General features: G+C 60.0%; 29 protein-coding genes, 2 tRNA genes and 1 pseudogene. 21 read left to right on the top strand and 11 right to left on the bottom strand.

The features are described 5' to 3' along the window. A tRNA-Met gene (locus tag V0R59_RS21315) sits at window positions 1–77 on the bottom strand. A gap of 216 nt (window positions 78–293) precedes the next feature. Between V0R59_RS21315 and dinB the strand changes: the two genes are divergently transcribed. Next, a complete protein-coding gene (gene dinB, locus V0R59_RS21310; RefSeq protein WP_330076411.1) occupies window positions 294–1,358 on the top strand; it encodes a DNA polymerase IV in 1,065 nt (354 codons plus the stop codon). 40 nt (window positions 1,359–1,398) lie between these two features. On the opposite strand, the gene V0R59_RS21305 is transcribed toward dinB, so the two are convergent. From V0R59_RS21305 to V0R59_RS21295, 3 genes are all read right to left on the bottom strand, one after another. After that, window positions 1,399–2,352 carry a hypothetical protein gene (locus V0R59_RS21305; RefSeq protein WP_330076410.1) on the bottom strand — a complete coding sequence of 318 codons (954 nt, stop codon included), beginning with the start codon at window positions 2,350–2,352 and terminating at the stop codon, window positions 1,399–1,401. Window positions 2,353–2,377: 25 nt separating this feature from the next. Beyond that, window positions 2,378–4,093: a proline--tRNA ligase gene (locus V0R59_RS21300; protein ID WP_330076409.1), complete on the bottom strand. Its 1,716-nt coding sequence runs from the start codon at window positions 4,091–4,093 to the stop codon at window positions 2,378–2,380. A gap of 165 nt (window positions 4,094–4,258) precedes the next feature. Continuing rightward, on the bottom strand, window positions 4,259–5,569 hold the full coding sequence (locus V0R59_RS21295) for an OprD family porin (RefSeq protein WP_330076408.1): 1,311 nt from the start codon (window positions 5,567–5,569) through the stop codon (window positions 4,259–4,261). A gap of 784 nt (window positions 5,570–6,353) precedes the next feature. On the opposite strand from V0R59_RS21295, the gene V0R59_RS21290 reads away from it, so the two are divergent. Together V0R59_RS21290 and V0R59_RS21285 are read left to right on the top strand one after the other, a co-directional pair. Further along, on the top strand, window positions 6,354–6,779 hold the full coding sequence (locus V0R59_RS21290; RefSeq protein ID WP_330076407.1) for an HIT family protein: 426 nt from the start codon (window positions 6,354–6,356) through the stop codon (window positions 6,777–6,779). 3 nt (window positions 6,780–6,782) lie between these two features. Then, on the top strand, window positions 6,783–6,989 hold the full coding sequence (locus V0R59_RS21285) for a SlyX family protein (RefSeq protein WP_330076406.1): 207 nt from the start codon (window positions 6,783–6,785) through the stop codon (window positions 6,987–6,989). A gap of 65 nt (window positions 6,990–7,054) precedes the next feature. Here the strand turns inward: V0R59_RS21285 and V0R59_RS21280 are convergent, their stop codons facing one another. Both V0R59_RS21280 and V0R59_RS21275 read right to left on the bottom strand, forming a co-directional pair. Beyond that, complete coding sequence (locus V0R59_RS21280; protein ID WP_330076418.1) at window positions 7,055–7,249, bottom strand: cold shock domain-containing protein; 195 nt, start codon at window positions 7,247–7,249, stop codon at window positions 7,055–7,057. A 141-nt stretch (window positions 7,250–7,390) separates the two neighbouring features. After that, a pseudogene (locus tag V0R59_RS21275) lies at window positions 7,391–7,648 on the bottom strand (cold shock domain-containing protein membrane protein); the annotation flags it as partial. A 298-nt stretch (window positions 7,649–7,946) separates the two neighbouring features. On the opposite strand from V0R59_RS21275, the gene V0R59_RS21270 reads away from it, so the two are divergent. The 18 genes from V0R59_RS21270 (at window position 7,947) to V0R59_RS21185 (ending at window position 21,602) form a co-directional block, all read left to right on the top strand. Further along, window positions 7,947–8,420: a Dps family protein gene (locus tag V0R59_RS21270; RefSeq protein ID WP_330076405.1), complete on the top strand. Its 474-nt coding sequence runs from the start codon at window positions 7,947–7,949 to the stop codon at window positions 8,418–8,420. 239 nt (window positions 8,421–8,659) lie between these two features. Then, window positions 8,660–9,022 (top strand): ribbon-helix-helix domain-containing protein, encoded by a 363-nt coding sequence (locus V0R59_RS21265; RefSeq protein WP_330076404.1) that lies wholly within the window; start codon window positions 8,660–8,662, stop codon window positions 9,020–9,022. 123 nt (window positions 9,023–9,145) lie between these two features. After that, window positions 9,146–9,361, top strand: a complete 216-nt coding sequence (locus V0R59_RS21260; RefSeq protein WP_330076403.1) for an FmdB family zinc ribbon protein — start codon at window positions 9,146–9,148, stop codon at window positions 9,359–9,361. Between the two features lie 95 nt (window positions 9,362–9,456). Further along, the gene (gene aspS / locus V0R59_RS21255; RefSeq protein WP_330076417.1) at window positions 9,457–11,232 is read left to right on the top strand and encodes an aspartate--tRNA ligase; all 1,776 of its coding nucleotides are present in this window, start codon (window positions 9,457–9,459) and stop codon (window positions 11,230–11,232) included. A 125-nt stretch (window positions 11,233–11,357) separates the two neighbouring features. After that, a complete protein-coding gene (locus V0R59_RS21250; RefSeq protein WP_330076402.1) occupies window positions 11,358–12,104 on the top strand; it encodes a YebC/PmpR family DNA-binding transcriptional regulator in 747 nt (248 codons plus the stop codon). Between the two features lie 93 nt (window positions 12,105–12,197). After that, on the top strand, window positions 12,198–12,722 hold the full coding sequence (ruvC, locus tag V0R59_RS21245) for a crossover junction endodeoxyribonuclease RuvC (RefSeq protein WP_330076401.1): 525 nt from the start codon (window positions 12,198–12,200) through the stop codon (window positions 12,720–12,722). Between the two features lie 67 nt (window positions 12,723–12,789). After that, the gene (ruvA, locus tag V0R59_RS21240; RefSeq protein ID WP_330076400.1) at window positions 12,790–13,398 is read left to right on the top strand and encodes a Holliday junction branch migration protein RuvA; all 609 of its coding nucleotides are present in this window, start codon (window positions 12,790–12,792) and stop codon (window positions 13,396–13,398) included. Further along, window positions 13,399–14,454 carry a Holliday junction branch migration DNA helicase RuvB gene (gene ruvB / locus V0R59_RS21235; RefSeq protein WP_330076399.1) on the top strand — a complete coding sequence of 352 codons (1,056 nt, stop codon included), beginning with the start codon at window positions 13,399–13,401 and terminating at the stop codon, window positions 14,452–14,454. It abuts the gene before it with no gap. A gap of 126 nt (window positions 14,455–14,580) precedes the next feature. Beyond that, window positions 14,581–15,036, top strand: coding sequence for a tol-pal system-associated acyl-CoA thioesterase (ybgC, locus tag V0R59_RS21230; protein ID WP_330076398.1), 456 nt, complete (start codon window positions 14,581–14,583; stop codon window positions 15,034–15,036). A gap of 2 nt (window positions 15,037–15,038) precedes the next feature. Beyond that, window positions 15,039–15,734, top strand: coding sequence for a protein TolQ (tolQ, locus tag V0R59_RS21225; protein WP_075806140.1), 696 nt, complete (start codon window positions 15,039–15,041; stop codon window positions 15,732–15,734). A gap of 14 nt (window positions 15,735–15,748) precedes the next feature. Then, entirely contained in the window at window positions 15,749–16,201 is a 453-nt protein-coding gene (gene tolR, locus V0R59_RS21220) for a protein TolR (protein ID WP_330076397.1), read from the top strand. Further along, window positions 16,201–17,289 carry a cell envelope integrity protein TolA gene (tolA, locus tag V0R59_RS21215; RefSeq protein ID WP_330076396.1) on the top strand — a complete coding sequence of 363 codons (1,089 nt, stop codon included), beginning with the start codon at window positions 16,201–16,203 and terminating at the stop codon, window positions 17,287–17,289. Before tolR ends, tolA begins: the two co-directional genes overlap by 1 nt. Before the next feature lie 47 nt (window positions 17,290–17,336). Next, the gene (tolB, locus tag V0R59_RS21210; protein ID WP_330076395.1) at window positions 17,337–18,587 is read left to right on the top strand and encodes a Tol-Pal system beta propeller repeat protein TolB; all 1,251 of its coding nucleotides are present in this window, start codon (window positions 17,337–17,339) and stop codon (window positions 18,585–18,587) included. A 52-nt stretch (window positions 18,588–18,639) separates the two neighbouring features. After that, on the top strand, window positions 18,640–19,137 hold the full coding sequence (gene pal, locus V0R59_RS21205; RefSeq protein ID WP_042121796.1) for a peptidoglycan-associated lipoprotein Pal: 498 nt from the start codon (window positions 18,640–18,642) through the stop codon (window positions 19,135–19,137). Window positions 19,138–19,143: 6 nt separating this feature from the next. Next, window positions 19,144–19,971 carry a tol-pal system protein YbgF gene (gene ybgF, locus V0R59_RS21200; protein WP_330076394.1) on the top strand — a complete coding sequence of 276 codons (828 nt, stop codon included), beginning with the start codon at window positions 19,144–19,146 and terminating at the stop codon, window positions 19,969–19,971. 157 nt (window positions 19,972–20,128) lie between these two features. Next, complete coding sequence (queE, locus tag V0R59_RS21195) at window positions 20,129–20,776, top strand: 7-carboxy-7-deazaguanine synthase QueE (protein ID WP_330076393.1); 648 nt, start codon at window positions 20,129–20,131, stop codon at window positions 20,774–20,776. A gap of 14 nt (window positions 20,777–20,790) precedes the next feature. Continuing rightward, window positions 20,791–21,465: a 7-cyano-7-deazaguanine synthase QueC gene (gene queC, locus V0R59_RS21190; protein ID WP_330076392.1), complete on the top strand. Its 675-nt coding sequence runs from the start codon at window positions 20,791–20,793 to the stop codon at window positions 21,463–21,465. Window positions 21,466–21,526: 61 nt separating this feature from the next. Beyond that, a tRNA-Lys gene (locus V0R59_RS21185) sits at window positions 21,527–21,602 on the top strand. Between the two features lie 337 nt (window positions 21,603–21,939). Here the strand turns inward: V0R59_RS21185 and V0R59_RS21180 are convergent. The 5 genes from V0R59_RS21180 to V0R59_RS21160 all read right to left on the bottom strand — a co-directional run bounded on the left by V0R59_RS21180 (window position 21,940) and on the right by V0R59_RS21160 (window position 26,881). Further along, window positions 21,940–23,193, bottom strand: coding sequence for a site-specific integrase (locus tag V0R59_RS21180; RefSeq protein WP_330076391.1), 1,254 nt, complete (start codon window positions 23,191–23,193; stop codon window positions 21,940–21,942). Continuing rightward, window positions 23,190–25,085 carry a MobH family relaxase gene (gene mobH / locus V0R59_RS21175; RefSeq protein ID WP_408005240.1) on the bottom strand — a complete coding sequence of 632 codons (1,896 nt, stop codon included), beginning with the start codon at window positions 25,083–25,085 and terminating at the stop codon, window positions 23,190–23,192. The genes V0R59_RS21180 and mobH overlap by 4 nt, the downstream gene beginning before the upstream one ends. Before the next feature lie 94 nt (window positions 25,086–25,179). Beyond that, window positions 25,180–26,127: a hypothetical protein gene (locus V0R59_RS21170; protein WP_330076389.1), complete on the bottom strand. Its 948-nt coding sequence runs from the start codon at window positions 26,125–26,127 to the stop codon at window positions 25,180–25,182. 113 nt (window positions 26,128–26,240) lie between these two features. Continuing rightward, the gene (locus V0R59_RS21165) at window positions 26,241–26,594 is read right to left on the bottom strand and encodes a type II toxin-antitoxin system RelE/ParE family toxin (RefSeq protein ID WP_330076388.1); all 354 of its coding nucleotides are present in this window, start codon (window positions 26,592–26,594) and stop codon (window positions 26,241–26,243) included. A gap of 8 nt (window positions 26,595–26,602) precedes the next feature. Then, complete coding sequence (locus V0R59_RS21160; protein ID WP_009402065.1) at window positions 26,603–26,881, bottom strand: type II toxin-antitoxin system ParD family antitoxin; 279 nt, start codon at window positions 26,879–26,881, stop codon at window positions 26,603–26,605. Window positions 26,882–26,931 lie beyond the last annotated feature (50 nt).

Below are 26,931 nucleotides of genomic sequence, written 5' to 3'. Positions count from 1 at the left end.
TGGTTGCGGGAGCCGGATTTGAACCGACGACCTTCGGGTTATGAGCCCGACGAGCTACCAGGCTGCTCCATCCCGCGCCTGTGGGATCGAATTCTACAGGGATAGCTTTCCGTGTCAAGCAATAACTCGAAAAAATCCTTTTTTCTTCAAATGGTTAGCATTCCTGAGCAGTGACTTGCCAGTGAGTGGCAGGCTGCGCACCGCGCTATCCGGCGGTTATGCAGAGGTTTGATGCGGCCTGGCAGGACGGGTGAGATACTGCGCGTACGACTTTTCCGCATTAACGGTCATCCATGCTTCAGCGCAAGATCATCCACATCGACTGCGATTGCTTCTACGCGGCCATCGAGATGCGTGACGACCCGCGCCTGGCCGGGCGACCGCTGGCGGTGGGCGGCTCGGCGGAGCGTCGGGGCGTGATTGCCACCTGCAACTACGAAGCCCGGGCGTTCGGCGTGCGTTCGGCGATGTCTTCGCGACATGCGTTGAGCCTGTGCCCGGACCTTCTGATCGTGAAGCCGCGGATGGATGCTTATAAAGAAGCCTCGCGGGAAATCCATAACGTCTTCCGTGAATACACCGATCTGATCGAGCCGCTGTCGCTGGACGAAGCCTATCTGGATGTCAGTGAAAGCCCACGCTGCTCTGGCAGCGGCACGCTGATTGCCCAGGATATCCGGCGCAAGATTGCGCAGCGTCTGCATATCACCGTGTCGGCAGGCGTCGCTCCGAACAAGTTCCTGGCCAAGATCGCCAGCGACTGGCGCAAGCCCAACGGCTGTTTCGTGATCACCCCTGCCGAGGTGGAGGACTTCGTGGCGCAGTTGCCGGTGAGCAAGCTGCACGGGGTCGGCAAGGTCACGGCGGACAAGTTGCATCGCCTGGGGATCGTGTCCTGCCTGGATCTTCGCCAGTGGGAGCGGCTGGCGCTGGTCAGGGAGTTTGGTGGCTTTGGCGAGCGTCTGTTCAATCTGGCCCGGGGCATCGATGAGCGACCGGTGCAGAATGACAGCCGGCGCCAGTCCGTCAGTGTGGAAAATACCTACGATCAGGATCTGCCCGATCTGGCGAGCTGCCTGGAGAAGCTTCCGGAGTTGCTGGAATCCCTCAATGGCCGCATGGCCCGTATCGACAGCAGCTACCGGCCCGGCAAGCCGTTCGTGAAGGTCAAGTTCCATGATTTCAGCCAGACCACCCTGGAGCAGGCGGGGGCGGGGCGGGATCTGCAGAGCTATCAGCAGTTGCTCAGCCAGGCGTTCGCGCGGGGAGGACGGCCTGTCCGGTTGTTGGGGATTGGTGTGCGGCTTCAGGATCTGCGGGGTGCCCATGAGCAACTGGAGCTGTTTCCGGCGTCCTGAAACAGATTGGGGCTGCAAGGCAGCCCCAATGATGTAACCGTCAGTGTGCGCCGGGATCGGCCACCAGACGCCCCGCATCCTTAGTCAGCGACTGCAGGAATTCCTGCTGCAACTCCGGATCATTGCGGGTCAGTTCGATCAGGCTCTGCTCCAGCTCGCTGGCTTCCTCCTCAAGTCCGAGGTCGGACAGGCGCTTGACTCGATGCACCCACTGATTGACGTCGTCCTCTTCGAGGTCGTCGAAAATCAGGCCATGGGCCTCCACCAGCTTGTTGCGCAGGGTACCGCTGACCAGCAGGCTGGCATCGGCGCGTACCGCATTGTCTTCGTCCGCCACTGCAAGGTGCAGGGTGCCGATGTGGGTCAGGTTCTGCTCGCTGAACGGGCTGTCCAGCAGGTTCAGGCGCAGGACACCGTTGCGATCGGTGGTCAGCTCGTGCTCCATCTTGCCGGCCTTGACCTGCACCGGGCGCTCGCTCCAGGGAAGACTGCTGTATTCCTGGCGCTTGTCCTTCTGCACTTCGTCGATCCCGGCCAGGTTCTGCTGGGCGCGGCCGTTGGACTGCACGTTCATGAACGGGTTGAGCCCGGCGAAGCCGTAGCTGAGCCAGTCCTTGGTCACGCTGTCCGGCAGGCTGCCCAAGGCGAAGACGTTCACCACGTTGGCGCCGACGCCGGCCACCACCGCCACCGCGCCCAGCGGGATCTCGTAGACCTCCCGCCAGGGCTGGTAGGGCGTGTAGCGATCATAGCGGCGGGTCACTTCGAACTCGGTGACTTCGAAGTGCTTCTGCTCGTGGATGCGCACACGGCGTTGCGGCAGCTCGAGTACCTTGGGTTCCCCGACATCGATCTGCAGGCTGTGCTCGAGCAGCTTGCGCTCGATGCGTTCCTCGTGCTCGCTGCGCTGGGACATCTGGTTGGCGCAGCCGCTGAGGAGCAGGGCGCCGCACAAGGCGGCGCCCCCGAAGGTAAAGGTACTTCGCTTGAACATGGTGACTTCTTGCGTTGGCTATCGATCAGCGACGGATACGGGCTTGCAGGAACGACACGACATCCGCCACCGGCAGGGACTGGGCTTCGCTTTCGGTACGATGCTTGTACTCCAGCTTGCCTTCGGCCAGGCCGCGGTCGCTGACCACGATACGGTGCGGAATGCCGATCAGCTCCATGTCGGCGAACTTGATGCCAGGGCTGGTCTTCTTGTCGCGGTCATCCAGCAGCACGTCGAAACCGGCGGCGGTCAGTTCGGCATACAGCTTGTCGGTGGCCGCGCGGACTTCCTCGGTTTCATAACGCAGCGGCACCAGGGCGATGTGGAACGGCGCCAGGGCGTCACTCCAGATGATGCCCTTGTCGTCGTAGTTCTGCTCGATGGCGGCGGCGACCACGCGGGACACGCCGATGCCGTAGCAGCCCATGGCCAGGGTGACCGGCTTGCCGTTCTCGCCCAGCACCTGGCACTTCAGCGCTTCGCTGTACTTGGTGCCCAGCTGGAAGATGTGGCCGACCTCGATACCGCGCTTGATCTGCAGGGTACCCTGGCCGTCCGGGCTCGGGTCGCCTTCGACCACGTTGCGCAGGTCGGCGACTTCCGGTACTGGCAGATCGCGCTCCCAGTTCACGCCGAAGTAGTGCTTGTCGTCGATGTTGGCGCCGATGGCGAAGTCGCTCATCAGGGCGACCGAACGGTCGATGATGCAAGGCAGCGGCAGGTTCAGCGGGCCGAGGGAGCCGGCGCCCGCACCGATGGCTGCGCGCAGTTCTTCTTCGTTGGCCATGACCAGCGGGTCGGCAACCAGCTCAAGTTTGGTGGCCTTGATTTCGTTGAGTTCGTGGTCGCCACGGACGATCAGGGCAACCAGCTTGCCTTTCTCGGCACCGTGGACGATCAGGGTCTTGATGGTGCGTTCGATCGGCAGGTCGAAGCCTTCCACCAGGGCGGCGATGGTCTTGGTGTTCGGCGTGTCGACCAGGCGCAGGGCTTCGTTCGGCGCGGGACGCACGGTCTCGCGAGGAATGGCCTCGGCCTTCTCGATGTTGGCGGCGTAGTCGGAGCTGTCGCTGAAGATCACATCGTCTTCACCGGACTCGGCCAGCACGTGGAATTCGTGGGAGTAGCTGCCGCCGATGGAGCCGGTATCGGCCTGCACGGGGCGGAAGTTCAGGCCCAGGCGGGTAAACACGTTGCAATACGCCTGGTGCATGCGGTCGTAGGTTTCCTGCAGGGAAGCCTGGTCGGCATGGAAGGAGTAGGCGTCCTTCATGATGAATTCGCGACCGCGCATCAGGCCGAAGCGCGGACGGATCTCGTCACGGAACTTGGTCTGGATCTGGTACATGTTCAGCGGCAGTTGCTTGTAGCTGCTCAGCTCGTTGCGGGCCAGGTCGGTGATGACCTCTTCGTGGGTCGGGCCTACGCAGAACTCGCGACCATGACGGTCCTTCAGGCGCAGCAGCTCGGGGCCGTATTGCTCCCAGCGACCGGATTCCTGCCACAGCTCGGCGGGCTGGATGGCCGGCATCAGCACTTCCAGGGCACCGGCGGCGTTCATTTCCTCGCGAACCACGGCTTCGACCTTGCGCATCACGCGCAGGCCCATCGGCAGCCAGGTGTACAGGCCGGAGGCGAGCTTGCGGATCATGCCGGCACGCAGCATGAGCTGGTGGCTGATGACGACCGCGTCGGAAGGGGTTTCTTTTTGTGTGGCGAGCAAATATTGACTGGTGCGCATGATAGGCCGTTGTCGGTTGCTTAACTGAAATGACCCCGCATTGTACGGGGGGGAATCGGTGACGTATAGGACGCCGGAAACCTAATCTGACGTAAGTCGATGACACAAATGAAAAAGCCCGGCAGGGCCGGGCTTCTTCGTACTGAGGTCTGCGGGCCGTAGGGCTTACAGGATGCTCAGTGGGTACTCGACGATCAGGCGCAGTTCGTCGATCGAGTTGGAGCCGTAGTAAACGCCATCGGAGGAGCGGTAGGTGGCTTGACGCACGCGGAAGCTCAGGTCCTTGGCAGGCCCTTCTTGCAGTACGTATTTCACGTCGATGTCGCGTTCCCATTCCTTACCGTTGTCGGTGGTACGGGTGTTGGCACCGGTACCTTTGGCGTAACGGGTCATGAAGGTCAGGCCTGGGATGCCGTACTCGGCGAAGTTCAGGTCGTAGCGAGCCTGCCAGGATTTCTCGTCTTCGGCGTTGAAGTCGGAGCGAGCGATGGAGTTGGCCAGGAAGACAGTACCGCCGCCGTCCACGCCGTAACCGTAGTCACCATCACCGGTAACTTTCTGGTATGCCAGGGTGAAGGTGTGAGCGCCGATGTTGTAAGCGCCCGACAGGCTGAATGCGCGGTTGTCGAGTTCGGTTACACGATCGTTGTAGGCACGTTGCAGGCCTTTGCCGTCGCTCTTGGTGTCGTAGATATTGAAGTCGAACACCAAGCCCTGCTTGTCGGAGAGAGGCAACGCCCAGTTGACGTTACCGTAGTACTTGCGCCAGTAGTCTTCGACTTTCGAGTAGTAGAGGGTAGTGCTGAGCGAGTCGGTGAATGCATAGGTACCACCGAAAACGTTCGCGCTGGTCAAACCAGGGTTCTTGAGACCGGTGTCGCCATCCCGACCGTTGATGCTGTCGCGCCAGGAGGCTGCTTGTGCGGTCAGGCTGGTGAAGCGGCCAGCATTCAGCGTCAGGCCCTTGATCTCATTGCTAGTGATCAGAGTGCCGCGAGCGATTTCTGGCAGCAGACGGCTGTCGTCAGTCGCGAATACCGGCATGGCGGTGAACTGATCACCTACTTTCAGCACCGTATCGGAAACACGGAATTTGATTGCTGCACCGCCCTTGTTGTAGGAGTCCTCGGCACGGCCTTCGGAGTCTTGAGGGAACAGGCCGGCGCCGGCACGACCATCACCGGTATCCAGCTTGAGGCCGAGCATGCCAATGGCGTCGACACCGACACCGACGGTGCCTTGGGTGAAGCCGGATTCGAAGGTGCCGAGGAAGCCCAGGCCGGTCTCTTCCACGCGGCTCTGCGAGCCAGCTGGTGCGTTACGGAAGTCGCGGCTGAAATACAGCATGCGGGTCTTGACGCTCAGCTTGCTGTCTTCAACGAAACCCTTGGACTCGTCCTGCGAGGACGCTACAGCCATTTGCGAGGTCCCGGCGGCTACGGCCAGGGCGATCATGCTCCACTTCATCACGCGCATCGTGATTTGCTCCTTTGGTTTTTAGGAAGATTGCTGCTGTCCCACCTGGTTTTTTTATTGGGACTGCTCTTTCTTGTTTGAGTCGGCGGAAATGTATATCACGCTGACTGGGCCTGGCGATACTTGCGAACGGAACCTTTCGGTAACTTTATGGTCGTGTCGCAAATAGTTATATCCATGTCGCAAATCACGCCCTGTTTTCAACGGGACGTTCAACTCCAGCGCTGTTTCGGTTGAACCAGGGGGAGCACGGCTTGGTGCTAACACCTTGATTCCCAAACTCCTTGGTTGCCCGTGCAGCTGTTGTTATCTGGTTCACGTCACTGCCTGTGCAGATGTCGTGCCGACCGTGATGAGCATTGATGCAACAAGCGTGCTCAAAATTGCCGGGCATTGACGGAATTTTCACGTTTGACCCGATTTTTCCGAGAAACCGCAATAAATCCGGGGGTCAAAGATCGCTCGGCTCTTTGCTCAGTAGCTTAATGGAATAAGTAATAAATGGACTTTCTGGTCAGGACGTTACCGTTGCGGGGCTCTGAGTGGGTAGTTTGGGGATACTAGACGCTCTTGTTCGGTTCGCCAGGCGCCATTTTGGTGCGGAAAGTAGCATTTTGTTACCGAGCCCCGGAAACACGGGGTGAAACCTGCTATGGCTCGGAGGGTGTGACGCTGCATTTCGGGGCTTTGCCGGCACATCCGTGCCCGGCGTCGCCGATGGGAGTATCCTGCCGGGCAGGGTCCGCTGCGGTGGATCGCACTGATCGATGAGGAGACTGCCCCCGTGTTCGCTTTGGATTCGCGCCTTGAACAAGACACTTTCGCATTGGGAGACTTTCCTCTTTGCCGTTTATTACTTAGTAAGGATGCTAACTATCCCTGGTTCATTCTTGTTCCGCGTCGCGCCGACATCAGCGAAGTGTTTCAACTAAGTGACGCCGACCAGCAGCAACTTTGGAAGGAAACCCAATTCCTGAGTGAAACGCTCAAGGATTGTTTTGCGGCCGACAAAATGAACATTGCCGCGCTCGGTAATGTTGTCAGCCAGTTGCACATGCACGTGATCGTGCGTCGTCGTAGCGATGTCGCGTGGCCGGCACCTGTATGGGGTGCCAAGCCTGCAATTGAATATTCCGCTGTTCAGTTGAATGAAGTGCGCCAGCGCCTCGAACCGGTACTGGGTAATGACTTCCAGTTTCTGGAGGCTTGAATCATGAGTCTTGAAGAACGGGTAATGGAACTGGAGAGTCGCCTGGCGTTCCAGGACGACACGCTCGCCACGCTCAACGATGTGCTGGTCGAGCAGCAGCGGGTAGTGGAGCGCCTGCAGTTGCAGATGGCCGCCTTGCTCAAGCGCTACGAAGAGGTGATGGGGCAGTACGAGGCCAGCGAAGACGAAGCGCCTCCGCCGCATTACTGAAATATCGCACACGAAAAAAAGCCGCGACGGCCCGAAAGGGTGGTCGCGGCTTTTTCTTGCCGGTGTCAGCGGCGTGGTGCGGCGATCACGTCTTCGGCCTGCAGGCCCTTGTCGCGGTTCATCACCGAGAACTCCACGCGCTGGCCTTCCACCAGTACGCGGTGACCCTCGCCGCGGATGGCGCGGAAGTGAACGAAGATATCGTCGCCGGAATCACGGGAAATGAAGCCGAAACCTTTGGAGGTGTTGAACCACTTCACGGTGCCGGTATCGCGCTTGCCCGTGTCGTAGCTGGCGCTGGCGGCGTTGCTGCGCGCCTTGGCCGGCTTCATGAAGCCGGCGATCAGGTGCAGGACCGCGGCCAGCAGAGCTGCCATCAGCGCAACCAGGCTGCCCAGTTCGGGAAGTGCCAGCAGGTTCAGTGCCTGGAGGACCACGGTGAGGACCAGCAGGGTGCTGGCGGCGATCTGCAGGTACTGGCGCGCGCCCTTGTAGTACTGCGGCACGACCGGCGCGAGTATCAGGTTGGCCAGGCCGAACAAGGCCAGGTAGATGGCATCGTGTTGCAGCAGGTAGGGTGTCACGTCAGCGCGGAGGCTGGGAATGAAGGACAGCAGCAAGGCCGCTGCGCCCGTCAGGAGGTGGACGATCTTGAACATGATGGTTTGGCTCGCATCTTATTAGGCGGATCACAGGAAGAGCTGGGCCCACGGTGCACGGTGCATTGAAAAGGCGCAAAAGGGTGGGGTTCCAGCCTATGCGCCATGGCGCTGACGATCTGCCATGGCGGCACGCGTCTATTTAACAGCAAAGACCGGGCCTACTCAAATCAGCGGGACGCCCGGTGCGCAGGGCCTGCAGCGCTGTGTCGCGGGCCCGAGGCTGCATGCGGGGAAAACTCTTGATACAGTGGGCCCGGCATTGTTGAACCGAAAATCAGAGGAAGGAATTTTTTACATGGCAATCGATATCGGAATCAGCCAAGAAGATCGCAAGTCCATTGCCGACGGCCTGTCCCGCCTGCTTGCGGATACCTACGTGCTCTACCTGAAGACGCACAACTTCCACTGGAACGTGACCGGTCCGAGCTTCCGCACGCTGCACCTGATGTTCGAAGAGCAATACAACGAGCTCGCGCTGGCCGTGGACTCCATCGCCGAGCGTATCCGTGCCCTGGGCTTCCCGGCACCTGGTACCTACAAACAGTACCTGGAACTGGCCTCGATCAAGGAAACCGAGGGCGTACCGAGCTCCGACGAGATGATCAAGTACCTGGTGGAAGGCCAGGAAGCCGTGGTCCGTACTGCGCGCAGCCTGTTCCCGCTGACTGACAAGGTCAGTGACGAACCGACCGCCGACCTGCTGACCCAGCGCATGCAGGTGCATGAGAAGACCGCGTGGATGCTGCGCGTACTGCTGGATCCGAAGTAACCCGCTCAGGGCATGCGCCAGGCCCGGCCTCCTTCGCGAAGGCCGGGATTTTTCATGCCTGCGAAACGGGGCCTGGAAGCATTTTCAAGGGTTATCGATAGGTCCGGGATTGGCGATCTGTCCTACGCCAAGAGTGCAGGCGTCTGCTGGTTTGGATCGCTGCATCGGCGCTTCATGGCAGGGGTGTGCGGAGCGGTCCCGCATGCGTTCATTCCCCTGTCCTGAGGCGTGGTGCTGCAATGTCCCGAACCTTGAACCCGCGCGTGCGCAAGCCTGGCGACTCCCGGTCCATCGAGCTTGATCCCTTCGAGTCCGATTTCAACATGCAACTCGCCCAGCCTTTGTCGCGCTCGGTGCGGCTGAACGGCTTTGCCACCTGCCTGCGCCTGGAAAGCATCTACTGGGCGGTGCTGGAGCGGATCGCCCAGGCCAACGGCTGCACGGTCAACTCGGTGCTGTCCCATGTCGACCGCGAGGTGCACCTGCGCCATGGCGGCGTGAAAAACTTCAGCGGGCTGGTGCGGGTCATCTGCGTGGTGTTCCTGATGAACGGCGGCGGCGAGCAAGGCGTTGCCCCGCAACGAGGCGGGCTCGGCGAGTAACGCTGGTCGCGACCGTTGGTGACGCAGGCGCTGCCCGTGGGCTGCACAGCCCCGGCTAACCATATATAATCCGGCCTTTTACTGTGCGGCGCGGCCCGCGCAGGGTCCTTTGAGAAATGCCCCATGCCTCTGTACGACTATCAATGCGGTTCCTGCAGCCATCAGATGGAAGTTCTCCAGAAGATCAGCGCGGCACCGCTGACCGATTGCCCGGCCTGCCAGCAACCTGAACTGAAGAAAGTCCTGTCCGCCCCGGGTTTCCGCCTGAGTGGCAAGGGCTGGTACGAGACCGATTTCAAGACCGGCGCGAAAAAGAACCTGGCTGGCAGCGGCGACTGAGTTGAACTGTACTGCCCGGGTCTTGCACTATTGACCCTTTCGGGCCGCCAAGGCCTTTACCGAATTCACGAATGACGAGAAGCGAAACCACCATCATGATGCGCAGCCACTATTGCGGCCAACTGAACGAGAGCCTGGACGGTCAGGAAATCACCCTTTGCGGCTGGGTCCATCGTCGTCGCGACCACGGCGGGGTGATCTTCCTCGATATCCGTGACCGCGAAGGCATGGCCCAGGTCGTCTTCGATCCGGATCGCGCGGACAGCTTCGCCGCCGCCGACCGCGTGCGCAGCGAATACGTGGTGAAGATCACCGGCAAGGTACGCCCGCGTCCGGCCGGCGCCGTCAACCCGAACATGGCTTCCGGTGCCATCGAGGTGCTGGGCTACGAGCTGGAAGTGCTGAACGAAGCGGAAACTCCGCCGTTCCCGCTGAACGAATTCTCCGATGTCGGCGAGGAAACCCGCCTGCGCTACCGCTTCATCGACCTGCGCCGTCCGGAAATGGCCGACAAGCTGCGCCTGCGTTCGCGCATCACTTCGAGCATCCGTCGTTTCCTCGACGAGAATGGCTTCCTCGACGTCGAGACGCCGATCCTGACCCGCGCCACCCCGGAAGGCGCCCGTGACTACCTGGTGCCGAGCCGCACCCACGCCGGCAGCTTCTTCGCCCTGCCGCAGTCGCCACAGCTGTTCAAGCAGCTGCTGATGGTCGCCGGCTTCGACCGCTACTACCAGATCGCCAAGTGCTTCCGCGACGAAGACCTGCGTGCCGACCGCCAGCCGGAATTCACCCAGATCGACATCGAGACCAGCTTCCTCGACGAGTCCGAGATCATCGGCCTGACCGAGAGCATGATCCGCAAGCTGTTCAAGGAAGTGCTGGATCTGGAGTTCGGCGAGTTCCCGCACATGACCTTCGAGGAAGCCCAGCGCCGCTACGGTTCCGACAAGCCTGACCTGCGTATTCCGCTGGAGCTGGTGGACGTTGCCGACCAGCTCAAGGACGTCGACTTCAAGGTCTTCGCAGGTCCTGCCAACGATCCGAAGTGCCGCGTCACTGCCCTGCGCCTGCCAGGCGGCGCGAGCATGCCGCGCAGCAAGATCGACGAGTACACCAAGTTCGTCGGCATCTACGGTGCCAAGGGTCTGGCCTACATCAAGGTCAATGAGCGCGCCAAGGGCGTCGAAGGCCTGCAGTCGCCGATCGTGAAGAACATTCCGGAAGCCAACCTGAACGTGATCCTCGATCGCGTCGGCGCGGTCGATGGCGACATCGTCTTCTTCGGTGCCGACAAGACCAAGATCGTCAGCGAGGCCCTGGGCGCGCTGCGTATCAAGCTGGGTGCCGACTTCAACCTGTATACCTGCGAATGGGCGCCGATGTGGGTCGTCGATTTCCCGATGTTCGAGGAAAACGAAGACGGCAGCTTCACCGCGCTGCACCACCCGTTCACAGCGCCGAAGTGCACCCCGGAAGAGCTGGAGGCCAACCCGGCCACAGCCCTGTCCCGTGCCTACGACATGGTCCTCAACGGTACCGAGCTGGGTGGCGGTTCGATCCGTATCCACCGCAAGGAAATGCAACAGGCGGTGTTCCGCCTGCTGGGCATCGAAGCTGCCGAGCAGGAAGAGAAGTTCGGCTTCCTCCTCGACGCGCTGAAATTCGGTGCGCCCCCGCACGGTGGCCTGGCCTTCGGCCTGGACCGCCTGGTCATGCTGATGACCGGCGCGCAGTCGATCCGTGAAGTGATCGCCTTCCCGAAAACCCAGAGCGCTGCGTGCGTCATGACCCAGGCCCCTGGCCTGGTCGATGCCAAGGCCCTGCGCGAGCTGCACATCCGTCTGCGCGAACAGCAGAAGGCTGAGTAAGCGGACCGTAAAAAGGCGCATCCCACGGGATGCGCCTTTGCTTTGAGGTACCCGATTTAGTTGTGCCGTCCCGCATCGAGCCGGGGTGGCACGTGATTTTGTTTCAAGGATTTTTGGAGTCAGTTATGGCGGGCCATTCCAAGTGGGCGAACATCAAGCACCGCAAAGAGCGCCAGGATGCCAAGAGAGGCAAGATCTTCACCAAGTGGATTCGTGAGCTGACCGTCGCCGCCAAGCAGGGCGGTGGTGATCCGGCGTCCAACCCGCGCCTGCGCCTGGCGCTGGACAAGGCGCTGGGCGCCAACATGAGCCGCGACATCATCGACCGTGCCATCGCCCGTGGTGCTGGCACTGCCGAGGCGGACAATGTCGAGGAACTGAGCTACGAGGGTTACGGCCCGGGCGGCGTGGCGATCATGGTCGAGGCCATGACCGACAACCGCAACCGTACCGCGGCGGCCGTGCGCCACGCCTTCAGCAAGTGCGGCGGCAACCTCGGTACCGACGGTTCCGTGGCCTACCTGTTCGAGCGCAAGGGCCAGATCAGCTTCGCCGAAGGCGTCGACGAGGACGCGCTGATGGAAGCGGCGATGGAAGCCGATGCCGACGACGTGGTCAGCAATGGCGACGGCTCGTTCGATGTGTTCACCTCGTTCGCCAGTTTCTACGCGGTGCGCAGTGCCCTGGAAGCCGCCGGCTTCAAGGCCGCCGACGCGGAAATCGTCATGCAGCCCACCACCAGCGCCGAGCTGGACCTGGATGGCGCGCAGAAGGTGTTGAAGCTGATCGACATGCTGGAAGACCTGGACGACGTGCAGAACGTCTATTCCAATGCTGAAATTCCTGACGAGGTCATGGAAAAACTCGGCTGAGGTCGTTTTTGGTTGTCCGAGGCCGGTCCCGTCTGCAAGGCGGGGCCGGCTTTTGTATTTGCACACTTGTTTTGGTTCTGTAGCGCAGGTGTTATGACTCTGATTCTTGGTATCGACCCCGGCTCGCGGATCACCGGCTACGGTGTGGTCCGCCACACCAGGCGCGGCTGCGAGTACGTGGCGTCGGGGTGCATCCGCACCGGCAGCGGCGAGTTGCCTGAGCGTTTGCAGATCGTTTTTCGCGGGGTGAGCGAAATCATTCGCCTGCACGGCCCGGTGACCATGGGCATCGAGCGGGTGTTCATGGCGCGTAACGCCGACTCGGCGCTCAAGCTGGGTCAGGCGCGAGGCGCGGCCATCGTCGCGGCGGCCGAAGCCGGGCTGGAGATCGCCGAGTATACCGCCAGCCAGGTCAAGCAGGCCGTGGCCGGCAGTGGCGGGGCCAACAAGGAAGCGGTGCAGATGATGGTCATGCACCTGCTCAAGCTGACCCAGAAGCCGCAGATCGATGCCTCCGACGCCCTGGCCATCGCCCTGTGCCATGCCCACACCCGCTCCAGCCTGGTGCCTCATGGCCTGGGTGTCGCGCGCAGTCGCAACGGACGCCTGCGTCTCTGATAGCATCCCTGCTTTATATAGATGTGCGACCGGCATCCAGTCGGCGCTCATGAGAAAGGACCTGAACGTGATTGGACGTTTGCGCGGCACTTTGGCTGAAAAGCAGCCGCCGCACCTGATTGTCGACATCAATGGCCTCGGCTATGAGCTGGAAGTGCCGATGACCACTCTCTATCGCCTGCCCAAGCTGGGTGAAACGGTGACCTTGCACACCCATCTGATCGTGCGCGAGGATGCCCACCTGCTTTATGGTTTCTTCGAGAAGCGCGAGCGTGAGCTGTTCCGCGAGCTGATCCGTCTCAATGGCGTCGGGCCGAAACTGGCGCTGGCGTTGATGTCGGGGCTCGACGTCGACGAGCTGGTACGTTGCGTCCAGGCCCAGGACACCTCGGCCCTGGTCAAGGTGCCCGGTGTCGGCAAGAAGACCGCCGAGCGCCTGCTGGTCGAACTGAAGGACCGCTTCAAGGCCTGGGAAACCGTGCCGAGCATGTTCCAGCTGGTGCCGAACGGGCCGGCGCCGCTGCCGACGGTCTCCACCGCCGAGGCAGACGCGGTCAGCGCGCTGATTTCCCTGGGCTATAAACCTCAAGAGGCCAGTCGTGCGGTGGCTGCCGTGGACGCCAAGGGCCTGAGCAGCGAAGAGCTGATCCGGCGCAGCCTGAAAGGGATGATTTAAGTGATCGAAGCCGACCGTTTGATAACCGCCACCGGCCGCGACCGGGAAGAAGTCCAGGACCGCGCGATCCGTCCGCTGCGCCTGGCCGAGTACATCGGCCAGCCGGTGGTGCGCGAGCAGATGGCGCTGTTCATCCAGGCCGCCCGCGGTCGCGGCGAGTCCCTCGACCACACGCTGATCTTCGGCCCGCCCGGGCTGGGCAAGACCACCCTGGCCAATATCATCGCCCAGGAAATGGGCGTGTCGATCAAGAGCACTTCGGGGCCGATCCTCGAACGGCCGGGCGACCTGGCCGCGTTGCTGACCAACCTCGAACCCCACGACGTGCTGTTCATCGATGAGATCCACCGCCTGTCGCCGGTGGTCGAGGAAGTGCTGTATCCGGCCATGGAAGACTTCCAGCTGGACATCATGATCGGCGAAGGGCCGGCAGCGCGCTCGATCAAGCTGGACCTGCCGCCGTTCACCCTGGTCGGCGCCACCACCCGCGCCGGCATGCTGACCAACCCGTTGCGTGACCGCTTCGGTATCGTCCAGCGTCTGGAGTTCTACAATAACGCCGACCTCGCCACCATCGTCAGCCGTTCCGGCGGGATTCTCGGCCTGCCGATCGAGGACGACGGCGCCTTCGAGATCGCCCGCCGTGCCCGTGGCACGCCGCGGATCGCCAACCGCCTGCTGCGGCGGGTGCGTGACTACGCCGAGGTGCGGGGCAAGGGCGAGATCACCAAGGGCGTGGCGGACATGGCATTGAACCTGCTGGACGTCGACGAGCGTGGCTTCGACCATCAGGACCGGCGTTTGCTGCTAACCATGATCGAGAAGTTCGATGGCGGGCCGGTTGGCGTCGACAGCCTCGCCGCAGCCATCAGCGAGGAGCGTCATACCATCGAGGACGTGCTGGAGCCGTACCTGATCCAGCAGGGCTATATCATGCGCACCCCGCGTGGCCGGGTGGTGACGCGACATGCCTACCTGCATTTCGGCCTGAACATCCCGAATCGGCTGGGTGAAGCATCCGGTAGCAGTGATTTTTCCGATTTGAGCGATGAGTGACAGATTTAATCGGTACTTTTGTGGTCCTATCCGCGGACTGCGACAGACTGCGCTGGCAATACGACATACATCCGTGAAAAACAGTTGGCGGGGCGGATTGGCAAGCTGAGGAGTTAGCACTAGAGTATGCGCGCGCAAAATGGGGTTGAGCCGTTCGCACATCGTTATCGCGTCTATTACGAGGACACCGATGCGGGCGGCGTGGTGTATTACGTCAATTATCTGAAATTCATGGAACGCGCCCGCACCGAGCGGCTGCGCGATCTGGGCTTTGCCCAGTCGGCGCTGGCGCAGCAGAACACCCTGTTCGTGGTTCATTCCGCCGAAGCGCGCTATCACGCGCCGGCCCGCCTGGACGACGAATTGCGGGTGACCGCACAAGTGCTTGAATTGAATCGTGCCAGCCTGCGTTTCGTGCAGCAGGTCTGGCGCGAAAGTGATGCAACGCTGCTCTGCGAAGGGCAGTTCCTGGTGGCCTGTGTGCGCGCCGATACTTTCAAACCCCGGGCCATTCCCTCCGAGCTGCGATCGGCCTTCATCGCGGCGGGCAGTCCGGGCATACATACAAACGCAGGAGATTAAGCGTGGAAGCTAACGTCGTCGACCATACCTCCATGTGGAGCCTGGTCAGCAATGCCAGCATCGTGGTGCAGTTGGTAATGCTGGCACTGGTTGCCGCATCGGTGACTTCGTGGATCATGATTTTTCAGCGCAGCACCATGCTGCGCGCCGGTCGTCGTGCCCTGGACAGCTTCGAAGAGCGCTTCTGGTCGGGTATCGACCTGTCCAAGCTGTATCGCCAGGCTGGCAGCAACCCTGATCCGGACTCGGGTGTCGAGCAGGTCTTCCGTGCCGGCTTCAAGGAGTTTTCCCGCCTGCGCCAGCAGCCGGGCGTCGATCCTGACGCGGTGATGGAAGGTGTCGGCCGTGCCATGCGCGTCGCCATCTCCCGCGAGGAAGAGAAGCTCGAACAGAGCCTGCCGTTCCTCGCCACCGTCGGTTCCACCAGCCCGTACATCGGCCTGTTCGGTACCGTGTGGGGGATCATGAACTCCTTCCGTGGCCTGGCCAGTGCACAGCAGGCCACCCTGGCCACCGTTGCCCCGGGCATCGCCGAGGCCCTGATCGCCACCGCGATCGGCCTGTTCGCCGCCATCCCCGCCGTTATCGCCTACAACCGTTTCGCTGCCCGCAGTGAAGTGCTGATCGGCCGTTACTACACGTTCGCCGACGAATTCCAGGCGATCCTGCACCGCAAAGTGCACACCAGCGAAGAGTGATCAGGTAGAAACCCATGGCCCGAGTTCGCCACAAACGCAAGCCGGTCGCCGAGATGAACGTGGTGCCCTACATCGACGTGATGTTGGTACTGCTGGTCATCTTCATGGTCACCGCACCCATGCTCAACCAGGGCGTGAAGGTCGACCTGCCCAAGGTTTCCAGCGAAGCCTTGCCGCAGGACAACAACGTCCAGGTCCTGACCATCTCGATCAAGGCCGACAAGACCTATTACTGGAACCTGGGCAGCGAAGTCGATACCGACAAGCAGATGGACAAGGCCATGACCTTGCCGCAAATGACCGACGCGGTGACCAAGATCATTGCCGCCGGTCGTGACCAGGGCAAGCAGACCCAGGTCTTCATCCGTGGCGACAAGGCGGTCGACTACGGTGCGGTCATGGGCGCCATGGGCGGGTTGCAGAAGGCCGGTGTCGGTAACGTTGGCCTGATTACCGAGGCGCCCTGATGCAACAGCGAGAGCCATCCGCCTCGGAAAGCTACTTCTGGCCCAGCATCTGGGCCATCGCGCTGCACGTTCTGGTGTTCGGCATGCTGTTCGTCAGCTTCGCCATGACCCCGGAACTGCCGCCGGCCAAGCCTATTGTCCAGGCGACCCTGTACCAGCTGAAATCCAAGAGCCAGGCGACCACCCAGACCAATCAGAAGATTGCCGGGGAAGCGAAGAAGACCGCTTCGCGCCAGACCGAAGAAGAGAAGATGGAGCAGAAGAAGGTCGAGCAGCAAAAGCAGGAAGCGGTGAAGGCTGCGGAACAAAAGAAAGAGGAAGCGGCTCAAAAAGCCGAGGAAGCTCGCCAGGCCGCAGAAGCGAAGAAGGCCGAGGCGGCGAAGGCGGCTGATGAAGCCAAGAAGGCTGAAGCGGCGAAGAAAGCCGAGGAAGCCAAGAAGGCCGAAGAGAAACAGCTGGCTGATGTCGCCAAGAAGAAGGCCGAGGAAGAAGCCAAGAAGAAGGCTGAAGAAGAGGCGAAGAAGCAGGCGGCTGAAGAAGCCAAGAAACAGGCAGCCGAGGCCGCGAAGAAGAAAGCGGCCGAGGATGCCAAGAAGAAAGCGGCTGCCGCCGAAGAGGCGAAGAAGAAGGCAGCCGAGGAAGCGAAGAAGAAGGCGGCAGCCGACGCGGCCAAGAAGAAGGCCACCGAAGCAGCCCGCAAGGCGGCGGAAGACAAGAAAGCCCAGGCCCTGGCCGAGCTGCTGTCCGACACCACCGAGCGCCAGCAGGCTCTGGCGGACGAGCAGGGCGACCAGGTCGCCGGCGACTTCGACGACCTGATTCGTGCCCGTGCGGCCGAAGGCTGGGCGCGACCTCCTTCAGCGCGCAAGAACATGACCGTGGTCCTGCAGATCAACATGTTGCCGGATGGCACCATCACCAACGTCAGCGTGGCACGCTCCAGTGGTGACGGACCGTTCGACAGTTCCGCCGTCGCGGCGGTCAAGGGCATTGGCCGCTTGACCGAGATGCAGGGATTGAAACCGAGCGATTTCGCTCCGTATCGTTCATTCAAGATGACATTCACACCTGAGGACCTTGCCTTGTGATTAACCTTCTTAGAGGACTGCTGGTCGTTCTCTGCTGCGCAGCAGGGATGGCCAACGCAGAAGAAAAGAACATCCTGGTGACCAGCGGCAGCGACCGCGCGGCACCGATCGCCGTGGTGCCGTTCGGTCTGCAGGGTGGCGCCGTGTTGCCCGAGGACATGGCCGACATCATCGGCAACGACCTGCGCAACTCCGGCTACTACGCGCCGATCCCGCGGCAGAACATGATCAGCCTGCCGAGCCAGGCCAGCGAAGTGATCTTCCGTGACTGGAAGGCGCTGGGCGCCCAGTACATCATGGTCGGCAGCATCGTGCCGTCCGGTGGCCGCCTGCAGGTGCAGTACGCGCTGTTCAACGTCGCCACCGAGCAACAGGTGCTGACCGGCAGCGTTTCCGGCACCACCGACCAGTTGCGCGACATGTCCCACTACATCGCCGACCAGTCGTTCGAAAAGCTCACCGGCATCAAGGGTGCGTTTTCTACTCGCATGCTGTACGTGACTGCCGAGCGTTTCTCCGCCAACAGCACTCGTTACACCTTGCAACGATCTGACTACGACGGCGCGCGCGCAGTGACCCTGCTGCAATCCCGCGAGCCGATCCTGTCGCCGCGCTTCGCCCCGGACGGCAAGCGCATTGCCTATGTGTCCTTCGAGCAGCGTCGTCCGCGGATCTTCGTCCAGCACATCGATACCGGTCGCCGCGAGCAGATCACCAACTTCGAAGGCCTGAACGGTGCTCCAGCCTGGTCGCCGGATGGCAATCGCCTGGCGTTCGTGCTGTCCCGCGATGGCAACCCGGAAATCTACGTGATGGACATGGGCTCGCGTCAGATGACCCGCGTCACCAACAGCCCGGCCATCGATACCGAGCCGTTCTTCGGCAAGGACGGTTCGACCCTGTACTTCACCTCCGACCGGGGTGGCAAGCCACAGATCTACAAGACCACCATTGGCAGCAGTGGCGCCGAACGCGTGACTTTCGTCGGCAACTACAACGCCAACCCGAAACTTTCTGCGGATGAAAAGACCCTGGTAATGATTCATCGCCAGGATGGTTTCACCAACTTCAAAGTTGCCGCACAAGACCTGCAACGGGGCAGTGTAAAGATTCTCTCGGACACCAACCTTGATGAGTCTCCCACTGTTGCGCCAAACGGCACCATGCTAATCTACGCCACCCGCCAGCAGGGCCGGGGAGTCTTGATGCTCGTCTCTCTCAACGGACGCGTGAGGCTCCCGCTTCCTACCGCTCAAGGCGAAGTCAGAGAACCGTCCTGGTCCCCTTACCTGAACTGATGCGGCGATACACGTTTTACTTAACACACTGGGGTTCATTAGGAGTTTCACGATGGAAATGCTGAAGTTTGGTAAGTTTGCTGCGCTGGCTCTGGCCATGGCCGTAGCTGTAGGTTGCTCCTCGAAAGGCGGTGACAACGCTGGCGAAGGCGCTGTTGACCCGAACGCTGGCTACGGCGCCAACACCGGTGCTGTCGACGGCAGCCTGAGCGAAGAAGCTGCTCTGCGCGCAATCACCACCTTCTACTTCGAATACGACAGCTCGGACCTGAAGCCAGAAGCCATGCGCGCTCTGGACGTTCACGCCAAGGACCTGAAAGGCAACGGCGCTCGCGTCGTTCTGGAAGGCAACACCGACGAGCGCGGTACTCGTGAGTACAACATGGCTCTGGGCGAGCGTCGTGCCAAGGCCGTTCAGCGCTACCTGGTACTGCAAGGCGTTTCCCCAGCTCAGCTGGAACTGGTTTCCTACGGCGAAGAGCGTCCAGTTGCCACCGGCAACGACGAGCAGTCCTGGGCTCAGAACCGTCGCGTCGAACTGCGTAAGTAATTCGATATGCGAACGTGCCGTCGTGCTGTAACCGTCCTGGCTCTCACCCTGCCTCTCATGGCAGCGGCCGAGGTTCCTGTTGTCGATGACAATGCTGGTGGATATAACGGCGCAAGCAGTTATCCGCCGGCAGGTTACGGTACGAACGGCGCCTACGCCGGGGGAGGGGTTTCGACCCCTGCCTCGGCGCAGGGCCAGCTTTTCATGCAGTTGCAACAGATGCAGGAACAGATCGATCGGCAGCAGAACACCATTGAGATCCTGCAGAACGAAGTATCCCGCCTGAAACAGGAAGGCCTGGAGCGTTACCAGGACCTGGATCGGCGTATCTCCAGCGGCGCTGCTCCGGCACCGTCCGCAACCCCCGAGAATTCCGCTGACGGCGGCGCTACAGCGCCTGCTGCCGGCAACCCTGCTGCAGCGGCCAATCAGCCCGCAGCAAGCTCCGAGCCTGGTGATCCGGCGAAGGAGAAACTGTACTACGACGCCGCCTTCGACCTGATCAAGGCCAAGGACTTCGACAAGGCCGCACAGGCGTTCAACGCTTTCCTGCGCAAGTACCCGAACAGCCAGTACGCCGGCAACGCCCAGTACTGGCTGGGTGAAGTGAACCTGGCCAAGGGCGACCTGCAAGGTGCCGGCCAGGCCTTCGCCAAGGTCAGCCAGCTGTATCCGAAGCACAACAAGGTTCCGGATTCGCTGTACAAGCTGGCCGACGTGGAGCGCCGCCTGGGTCACACCGACCGGGTCAAGGGCATCCTGCAGCAAGTGGTCACCCAGTACCCCGGCACCTCTGCCGCACAACTGGCCCAGCGCGACCTGCAGAAGCTCTGAGTCGCACCTTTTGAAAGAAACCCGCGCTTGTCGCGGGTTTTTTCGTTAGAATCTGCGCCCTTTTATTGAAACGCTGTTGCGGATAACGCTATGTCGAGTCCGCGACAGTGCCTGACGGAGGCGGACGGCCTGTGTAGCTGTCACGCCCGTGGCGACCATGCAAGACACATTACGCATCACCGAAGTCTTTTACTCTTTGCAGGGTGAAACGCGCACCGCTGGGCTGCCCACGGTATTCGTGCGTCTCACCGGTTGTCCGTTGCGCTGCCAGTATTGCGACAGCGCCTATGCCTTCAGTGGCGGGACGATCCGCGCCCTCGACTCGATTCTCGAGCAGGTCGCCAGCTACCGCCCACGCTACGTCTGCGTCACGGGGGGCGAACCGCTGGCCCAGCCGAATGCCATTCCCCTGATGCAGCGGCTTTGCGACGCCGGCTATGAGGTTTCCGTGGAAACCAGCGGCTCGATGGATATTTCCGCCGTGGACACCCGCGTCAGCCGCGTGGTGGACCTGAAGACCCCGGGCTCCGCCGAGGTTCATCGCAACCGTTACGAGAACATCGAGCTGCTGACCGCCAATGACCAGGTCAAGTTCGTCCTCTGCTCCCGCGAGGACTACGATTGGGCGGTGTCCAAGCTGATCCAGTACGGCCTCGACAAGCGCGCGGGCGAAGTGCTGTTTTCCCCCAGCCACCACGAATTGAGCGCCACCGACCTGGCGGACTGGATCGTCGCCGACAACCTGCCGGTTCGCTTGCAGATGCAGTTGCACAAGCTGCTCTGGAACGATGAGCCGGGACGCTGAGAGGAGTTTGAGCAATGACTGAGAAACGTGCGGTAATCCTGTTGTCCGGCGGCCTGGACTCGGCCACCGTGGTTGCCATGGCCAAGGCCGAAGGCTACAGCTGCTACACCATGAGCTTCGACTATGGCCAGCGCCACCGCGCCGAGCTGAACGCCGCGGCGCGGGTCGCCCGCGACCTCGGTGTGGTGGAGCACAAGGTCATCGGCCTGAACCTGGACGGGATTGGCGGTTCGGCATTGACCGACAGCAGCATCGATGTACCGGAAGCGCCCAGCGAGGGTATCCCGGTGACCTACGTACCGGCGCGCAATACCGTATTCCTGTCTCTGGCCCTGGGCTGGGCCGAGGTACTGGAGGCGCGGGATATCTTCATTGGCGTGAACGCGGTGGACTATTCCGGCTACCCGGACTGCCGCCCGGAGTTCGTCGAAGCCTTCGAGCGCATGGCCAACCTGGCGACCAAGGCGGGTGTGGAAGGGCAGGGGTTCCGTATCCAGGCGCCGCTGCAGAACCTGAGCAAGGCGCAGATCGTCCAGGCCGGCATGGCCCGCGGCGTCGACTACAGCCTCACCGTTTCCTGCTACCAGGCGGACGATGATGGGCGCGCCTGTGGCAAATGCGATAGCTGCCGCCTGCGTGCGGATGGCTTCGCGGCGGCCGGTGTTCAGGACCCGACGCGATATTTTTGATTTTTTTTGCGATGGGGTGTTGATTTCCTGTTAGAAAACAGTAATATACGCGCCATCCAACGGGTCGTTAGCTCAGTTGGTAGAGCAGTTGGCTTTTAACCAATTGGTCGTAGGTTCGAATCCTACACGACCCACCACATTCACAGCGGTTCGTGAGTACTAGAGAGGGGGGCTTGCCACAGCCATTGTCTAGTCTTGCAGCCGTCTGGAGCGAACCTTAGGCTCGCTTCAACGTGATGTCAATATGGAATAGCCCGCCGTTCATGGCGGCCTTTTTCGTGTCTGGGCCAAAAAACTCAATGACTTAGCGGATTTGCGGGCTGCTCAGCTCTGCGAAGCCTCCATTCGAGTTGCCTCTAAAACCTGCGCAGCCAAAGGCATGGCGCCAGTTTCCTAGCACCAGAGACCTGGGACAGCTTCTCCTAATTGGCCTTCTTCAGCTGTCGATGTAGTGGCTGATTGCCATTCGTCGATTTATCGCTTCGGGGAGGCGCGTGCGTTGTAGACGGTGCCTGGATCAGCGGAATGAGATCGAGCAAAGGGTGTGGACCCTGTCGTCGATGCCATCAGGCTGAATAGAAGGCTAGGTTGAAAGAGATCTTCGGGCGGTAGCAAAGCGCTGGCACAGACCTGCTTGAACTCAATCAGCAGATGTCCTGGTGCAGGCGCACCACCTCCGTAATGATCTTGTTGGTTTGTTCGTCGCTGACCAGATTCTTTACGTGCCTGGTTTTCTGCTGTTCGTGGATTTGGTGCCCCACTGTCATCCACCCGCCGGACAAAACGTAACGCGCCCTGCTGCATGCTCCGCTCGTGCAACACGTCTCGCATGTGGTCATAGTCGGCTTCGATGTAGCTCATCGTGGTAGCGATGTTCGAATGGTTCAGCAGGTTCTTGGTCAGGTGGATGTTTCTTTCCGGTTGCTTCATCAGATCGGTCGCAAGCGTGTGCCTGAACCGGTGCGGAGTCATCCGAACTCCGAGTTTGATGATCAGCTTCTTGTACATCGCCTCGACCTGGTCGGAATTCATTTCGCGACGCTTGTAGTGCCGAGAGAAACGATTGACGTTGAAGAGTTGGTCTTCGGCGGCAAAGCCAGCCTGAGCAGCTTCATCCAGGAGCCGGCGCATATGTGGCGCAAGCCCATCCATGATCGGGATCCGGAACTCCCGGTGGGTCTTTTCTGTTTCACCTCGTACCAGGATGAGCTGTCGATCCCAGTCGACGTCCTTCAACCGAATGCACAGCAGCGCGTTCAGTCGAATGCCGGTGTAGTAGAAAATTTCGAATGTGACGAGCCAGAACCACCCTGGCGTGATTTTCGCGCGGTCGCCAGTTGACTCTTCCTGGTCGGCCAGACTTCTTAGCCATCGACGCGCACGGACGATCGCCTCGCCGGCAATGATTTTGCTCGGTCGTTTCGGGGCAATTACCGTTGTCTTCTTGAATGGGTTCACATCGATGTTGGGCAGAATCCCGTATTCTATGCCGTAGCCCCAGATGGTTCGGAGGTGATTGGAGTAGGTATTCCAGCTGCGCTTTGATAGGCCACCCTCAATCAGCTTGTTCCTCAAGGCGAGGATGTCCCGTCGATCAATTGACTCGACGTCCATATCCTTGCCGAAGTTCTTCTCCAGCTTCTTCATTGCCGCGCCATAGATTTTCGCGCTGGCAGGGCGGAGCTCGTGATCGACCAGGTATTCCCGTAGCAATTTCTCGGGCGTCATTCAGCGCCCCCTTCCGTCACCCGTCTCAAGCTTGGGTTATTCATGGGCTGCTCAGGGAATAACAGCTTCGGGTCCACAAGCAGGTAACCCCTCAATTGGGTGGTCTTTCTTGGGCCTATTACATCGTAGGTCCAGATGTTCAACTGCTTGCTGGTCTTCTGGTGCCTCTTCTCTTTCTCAAATGCGCGTTGGACTTGTTGCCAGGCCGCTGTCCCCGGTTTACCGGCAGTTCTCTCCAGCTCCGGATGCTCCAGCACGTATCGCTTGAAGATCCCAGGCGTAACGAGCATTGCGGTGTCGTCGACGGTATGAATCAGGGCCTTGGTGTCGTTGATGATCAATTTGTGGGAGGCGACGCCTGCTTTTATCCAAGCGATGAAAGCCACTCCCAGCGAACTACTCGTAGGCATTTTGGTGACATCTTTTTGTGCAGCATTCCTTGCTATGGCTGCTAGAGAATCGTCAGCCGGCTCTACCTCCTCGAGTCCTTGCTGGGGAGGGGAGGCGGCTGCTGAGCCTTGGCTAGCACTTAGCTCTTCTGATGGCGCAGTGATATTACTATACAGCGACAGTAGTTCTTCACGCTCAGATGATTGGATTCCTTGGCTTGGAGCTCGCTGTACCAGCGCTCGGGGCCGTGCCGGCGGTTGAGGTGTGTCGTCACTGGTGTCGATGGACTGTTCCGGTACCGCGCAAACTGTTTCTTCACTGGTACTCGGCTGCGTGACTGCTTCCGGTTCCTGCTCCAGGGTGAGGGTGCCGGCATACTGGGGAGGGCGATCGTCTGGATTGGGCCATACGAGTGCTGGCGAGATCTTCAAGAAGGTGAAGCTATTCTTCCAGCCGCGGCCATTATCAATGGTGGCTTTCCAGATCGCTTTATCCTGCGCGTTGGTCTGGATGATTGCCTGATCCTGCAGCATGTTGAAGAACGGGGCATTGGAGGTTGGCACTCCCTCAATACCCTGGGTAAGCAAGTATGCCCGGAGTTGATCTGCTGCAGGCTTACTCACCAGCCAAAGCGCATCCTGAGTCAGCCAGCCATCTGCAGGTCCGTCCTGGTGATTGAGCTTGAGTTTCTCCCGCACCAGGAATCGCAGGCCGTCGGCGAGTTGCCGCTGCAGTGATTGTTTGGGGGCAGTAAGCGCGCGCTCTGGATTTCCTCCCAGTTGCTGGGCAACGGAAGCTTTGTCTGCCTGGACCACAATTTCGCCGAGTATGCCGGCGTGCTCGTATTGACCTGCGAGGAGGTAGATCAGCTGCCTCCATAGTTCAGGAAAACCACTGAGCCAGTCGAGAATCCCGCTGTCCAGGACCTGCATATACACCAGGGCTGAAGCAGCACCGTGTAGCTGGTACTCCCTGCCTTTGACGTACTTGAACCGGTAGGGACGGCTGATCGGTCCATGCCACGGGTGCCACGTTCGGCCATCCTCGAGCTCCACGCGGAGGTCAACAGCGATCTTTCCCAAGTCGTGCAACAACGCACCGTACGCTGCGGCTGCGGTCCATGCCTCAGCTTGGGCCGACTGCGACTCCGGTGGCGCTCCGATCGGCAGAAGGTGTGTCTGACGGATCTTGAGGGCGTAAGCCATGATCTCCAGGCCATGGTCCAGGAGGCCCCCAAGGTGGGCATGGTGATGGTTTTCAGAAGCAGGGAGCAGCTGCACCAGCTCTGCGTAGCGCTCGAGCGGCTTGAGGTAGAGGGTGTTGAACTGAGCTCGTGAGAGCGAAGCCCGCCGCCAGATATTCTCCAGGAGCTGCTGGCGGAGGGGGCTCTGCAGCAGAGCAGAAGCCTTCGCGGGCAGGTGGAAGCCCTGCGGTGAGGCTTCTGGTGTTGGTTTAGCCGGTTTGCGGCTCAACCAGGAGAGGAGTTGCATAGGGTGCTCCATGGGGTGTGCATGGAGCGGGCTTTTCTCTTAATGCCAAGATGGCATCAACGGTAAAGCGAATTCCGAGGGGAGTGGATTTCTTGGCAGATGGCCATCATTCGGGTGGGTAAAGCGTCACATTGTCCCCCTCTACGACGATGGTGTGCCCGGAGCTACCAAGCCCAAATTCGTTTCTTGAACCATTAAACGTTCCAGATGGTGTGTTAAAAGTGAAATTTTCAAATATTACGTATTGATAGACGTTGAAGCCAGAACCGTACAGACCATCCTTTCCTCTTGGATACTCTTTGAACTGAACATTGTTGTACTCTGGTTTCAGTAGGCTAACAAATGCTTTCTCGGCATCTGCTATAGTGCGCGAGCTATTAATATCCAAAACCATGTCATCCATTTCGTCCTCAGGCGCCCATGTCTGAATCACAAGTGGGTCAATGTCGAAGAAAAATAATACGATTTCGTCTGAAACTCGATTCGATGGGGTTGGGTACCGAATCTGTTCTTCTGTAAGGATCTCTACCCGACCTTGATGAGCTTTATTTAACAGTCGTTCGAAACTATCCTGCTTGTTTGCTATTCCAACATAAAGTAAGTCGTAGTTACAAACAATGCCGTGATTGTTGAATCCTTGTAAGTTTGGGTTGCCTCTAGATTTTTCCCAGTACACTGAATCGGGGGTATACCAGGTGTGTGAGTGCATCTTCTCACCAGAAGCTGGACGGCTGTGTCCGATCTGAATTATCTGGTCGTCCCAGGCCGCATGTACCGCTCCCCCAAGGGGTACATTTGCTTGCAGGTTAATATAGCCCCAGTCAACTGTCTCTCCTGCTACCTTAATTTCTACCCGAGCAATGTCATTTGCTGTGTCGACGATTCGTACATCGCCAAACTCTGTCCGGGGCCTAGCCCCGATCATGTATAACTTGCTACGTTTAAGCTTTGCGGCGAAAGCTGCATTTGCTTCGTCTCTAAAGTCCTTGCTCATGCTGTTTATGAACGGGGGATGTACCGTAGCAAGGCGGACCATTTTCCCTAAGAAACTCATTGGTTAACTCCTTGACGCCCTTTCAGTTTTTCAGCCCTTTCAGGTAAGGCTTTTACCCTTCTGATCCATTCCCTTATCCATTCAAGCCCATTTGCTGTTGAGCCATTTATCCTTTACTGCTGATGCAGGTGTTTCAAATTCTGCGCGACCTCCATAGCATCGTGGAGGACTCGTAGTATCTCAACGATTTGAGATGTGCCAGCTCGGTAGAACACGATATGTCGAGGTCTAATCACACGGCCGTCAGTCATCTGCAGCACGTTGAATGACAGATGCAGGCTGCGAAGGCCCGGTGAAAGCTCATCACGCATTTTGCTATCTACCGGCGTCGGCTGTTCAGCTAGGGCGAGGAACGTCTCCTGCAGCAAGTCTTGATACCGATTCCTGACGGACTGACCGAGCCTCACCTCAGTGAAGCGAAGCGTATCGGCAATGTCGATGCATGCCTGGGGTGACATGCGAACCATGACCCTACTCATGCTTTGTCGCCCGCTAGTCTTCCAAGATTGTCCAGGTAGGCTGCCAGATTGGACGGATCGATTTCATCGTACTGGCCTGCTTCGACCTGCATGATGCCTACTGATGTTGCGTTCCGCAGAGCTTCGAGCCTGGCTGCCTCAGCTGCTTCATGCTCAAGCAGCATCCGGATGCCTGCACGCACGACTTCGCTGAAGTTCTGGTACCGACCAGTGTTGACTAGATCATCAATTGACTGCTCCATCGGCTTGGGAACGACGACATTGTGGGTGGCCATGGATGTGAACCTGATCAGTGGTGATGGCGTTTTATGCCATACCTCTTGCG

This window comes from Pseudomonas ulcerans (assembly GCF_036324125.1).
GTDB classification, from domain to species: Bacteria; Pseudomonadota; Gammaproteobacteria; order Pseudomonadales; family Pseudomonadaceae; genus Aquipseudomonas; species Aquipseudomonas ulcerans.
Note: the sequence above shows the minus strand (reverse complement) of the source record. Positions and strands in the feature narration are given on the sequence as shown.

Excerpts from the sequence above, each read along its gene's own strand:
- dinB (WP_330076411.1), top strand. The coding sequence starts at position 294 with ATGCTTCAGCGCAAGATCATCCACATCGACTGCGATTGCTTCTACGCG.
- V0R59_RS21305 (WP_330076410.1), bottom strand. The coding sequence starts at position 2,352 with ATGTTCAAGCGAAGTACCTTTACCTTCGGGGGCGCCGCCTTGTGCGGC.
- V0R59_RS21300 (WP_330076409.1), bottom strand. The coding sequence starts at position 4,093 with ATGCGCACCAGTCAATATTTGCTCGCCACACAAAAAGAAACCCCTTCC.
- V0R59_RS21295 (WP_330076408.1), bottom strand. The coding sequence starts at position 5,569 with ATGCGCGTGATGAAGTGGAGCATGATCGCCCTGGCCGTAGCCGCCGGG.
- V0R59_RS21285 (WP_330076406.1), top strand. The coding sequence starts at position 6,783 with ATGAGTCTTGAAGAACGGGTAATGGAACTGGAGAGTCGCCTGGCGTTC.
- V0R59_RS21270 (WP_330076405.1), top strand. The coding sequence starts at position 7,947 with ATGGCAATCGATATCGGAATCAGCCAAGAAGATCGCAAGTCCATTGCC.
- V0R59_RS21265 (WP_330076404.1), top strand. The coding sequence starts at position 8,660 with ATGTCCCGAACCTTGAACCCGCGCGTGCGCAAGCCTGGCGACTCCCGG.
- V0R59_RS21260 (WP_330076403.1), top strand. The coding sequence starts at position 9,146 with ATGCCTCTGTACGACTATCAATGCGGTTCCTGCAGCCATCAGATGGAA.
- aspS (WP_330076417.1), top strand. The coding sequence starts at position 9,457 with ATGATGCGCAGCCACTATTGCGGCCAACTGAACGAGAGCCTGGACGGT.
- V0R59_RS21250 (WP_330076402.1), top strand. The coding sequence starts at position 11,358 with ATGGCGGGCCATTCCAAGTGGGCGAACATCAAGCACCGCAAAGAGCGC.
- ruvC (WP_330076401.1), top strand. The coding sequence starts at position 12,198 with ATGACTCTGATTCTTGGTATCGACCCCGGCTCGCGGATCACCGGCTAC.
- ybgC (WP_330076398.1), top strand. The coding sequence starts at position 14,581 with ATGCGCGCGCAAAATGGGGTTGAGCCGTTCGCACATCGTTATCGCGTC.
- tolR (WP_330076397.1), top strand. The coding sequence starts at position 15,749 with ATGGCCCGAGTTCGCCACAAACGCAAGCCGGTCGCCGAGATGAACGTG.
- tolA (WP_330076396.1), top strand. The coding sequence starts at position 16,201 with ATGCAACAGCGAGAGCCATCCGCCTCGGAAAGCTACTTCTGGCCCAGC.
- tolB (WP_330076395.1), top strand. The coding sequence starts at position 17,337 with ATGGCCAACGCAGAAGAAAAGAACATCCTGGTGACCAGCGGCAGCGAC.
- pal (WP_042121796.1), top strand. The coding sequence starts at position 18,640 with ATGGAAATGCTGAAGTTTGGTAAGTTTGCTGCGCTGGCTCTGGCCATG.
- ybgF (WP_330076394.1), top strand. The coding sequence starts at position 19,144 with ATGCGAACGTGCCGTCGTGCTGTAACCGTCCTGGCTCTCACCCTGCCT.
- queE (WP_330076393.1), top strand. The coding sequence starts at position 20,129 with ATGCAAGACACATTACGCATCACCGAAGTCTTTTACTCTTTGCAGGGT.
- queC (WP_330076392.1), top strand. The coding sequence starts at position 20,791 with ATGACTGAGAAACGTGCGGTAATCCTGTTGTCCGGCGGCCTGGACTCG.
- V0R59_RS21180 (WP_330076391.1), bottom strand. The coding sequence starts at position 23,193 with ATGACGCCCGAGAAATTGCTACGGGAATACCTGGTCGATCACGAGCTC.
- mobH (WP_408005240.1), bottom strand. The coding sequence starts at position 25,085 with ATGGAGCACCCTATGCAACTCCTCTCCTGGTTGAGCCGCAAACCGGCT.
- V0R59_RS21170 (WP_330076389.1), bottom strand. The coding sequence starts at position 26,127 with ATGAGTTTCTTAGGGAAAATGGTCCGCCTTGCTACGGTACATCCCCCG.
- V0R59_RS21165 (WP_330076388.1), bottom strand. The coding sequence starts at position 26,594 with ATGGTTCGCATGTCACCCCAGGCATGCATCGACATTGCCGATACGCTT.
- V0R59_RS21160 (WP_009402065.1), bottom strand. The coding sequence starts at position 26,881 with ATGGCCACCCACAATGTCGTCGTTCCCAAGCCGATGGAGCAGTCAATT.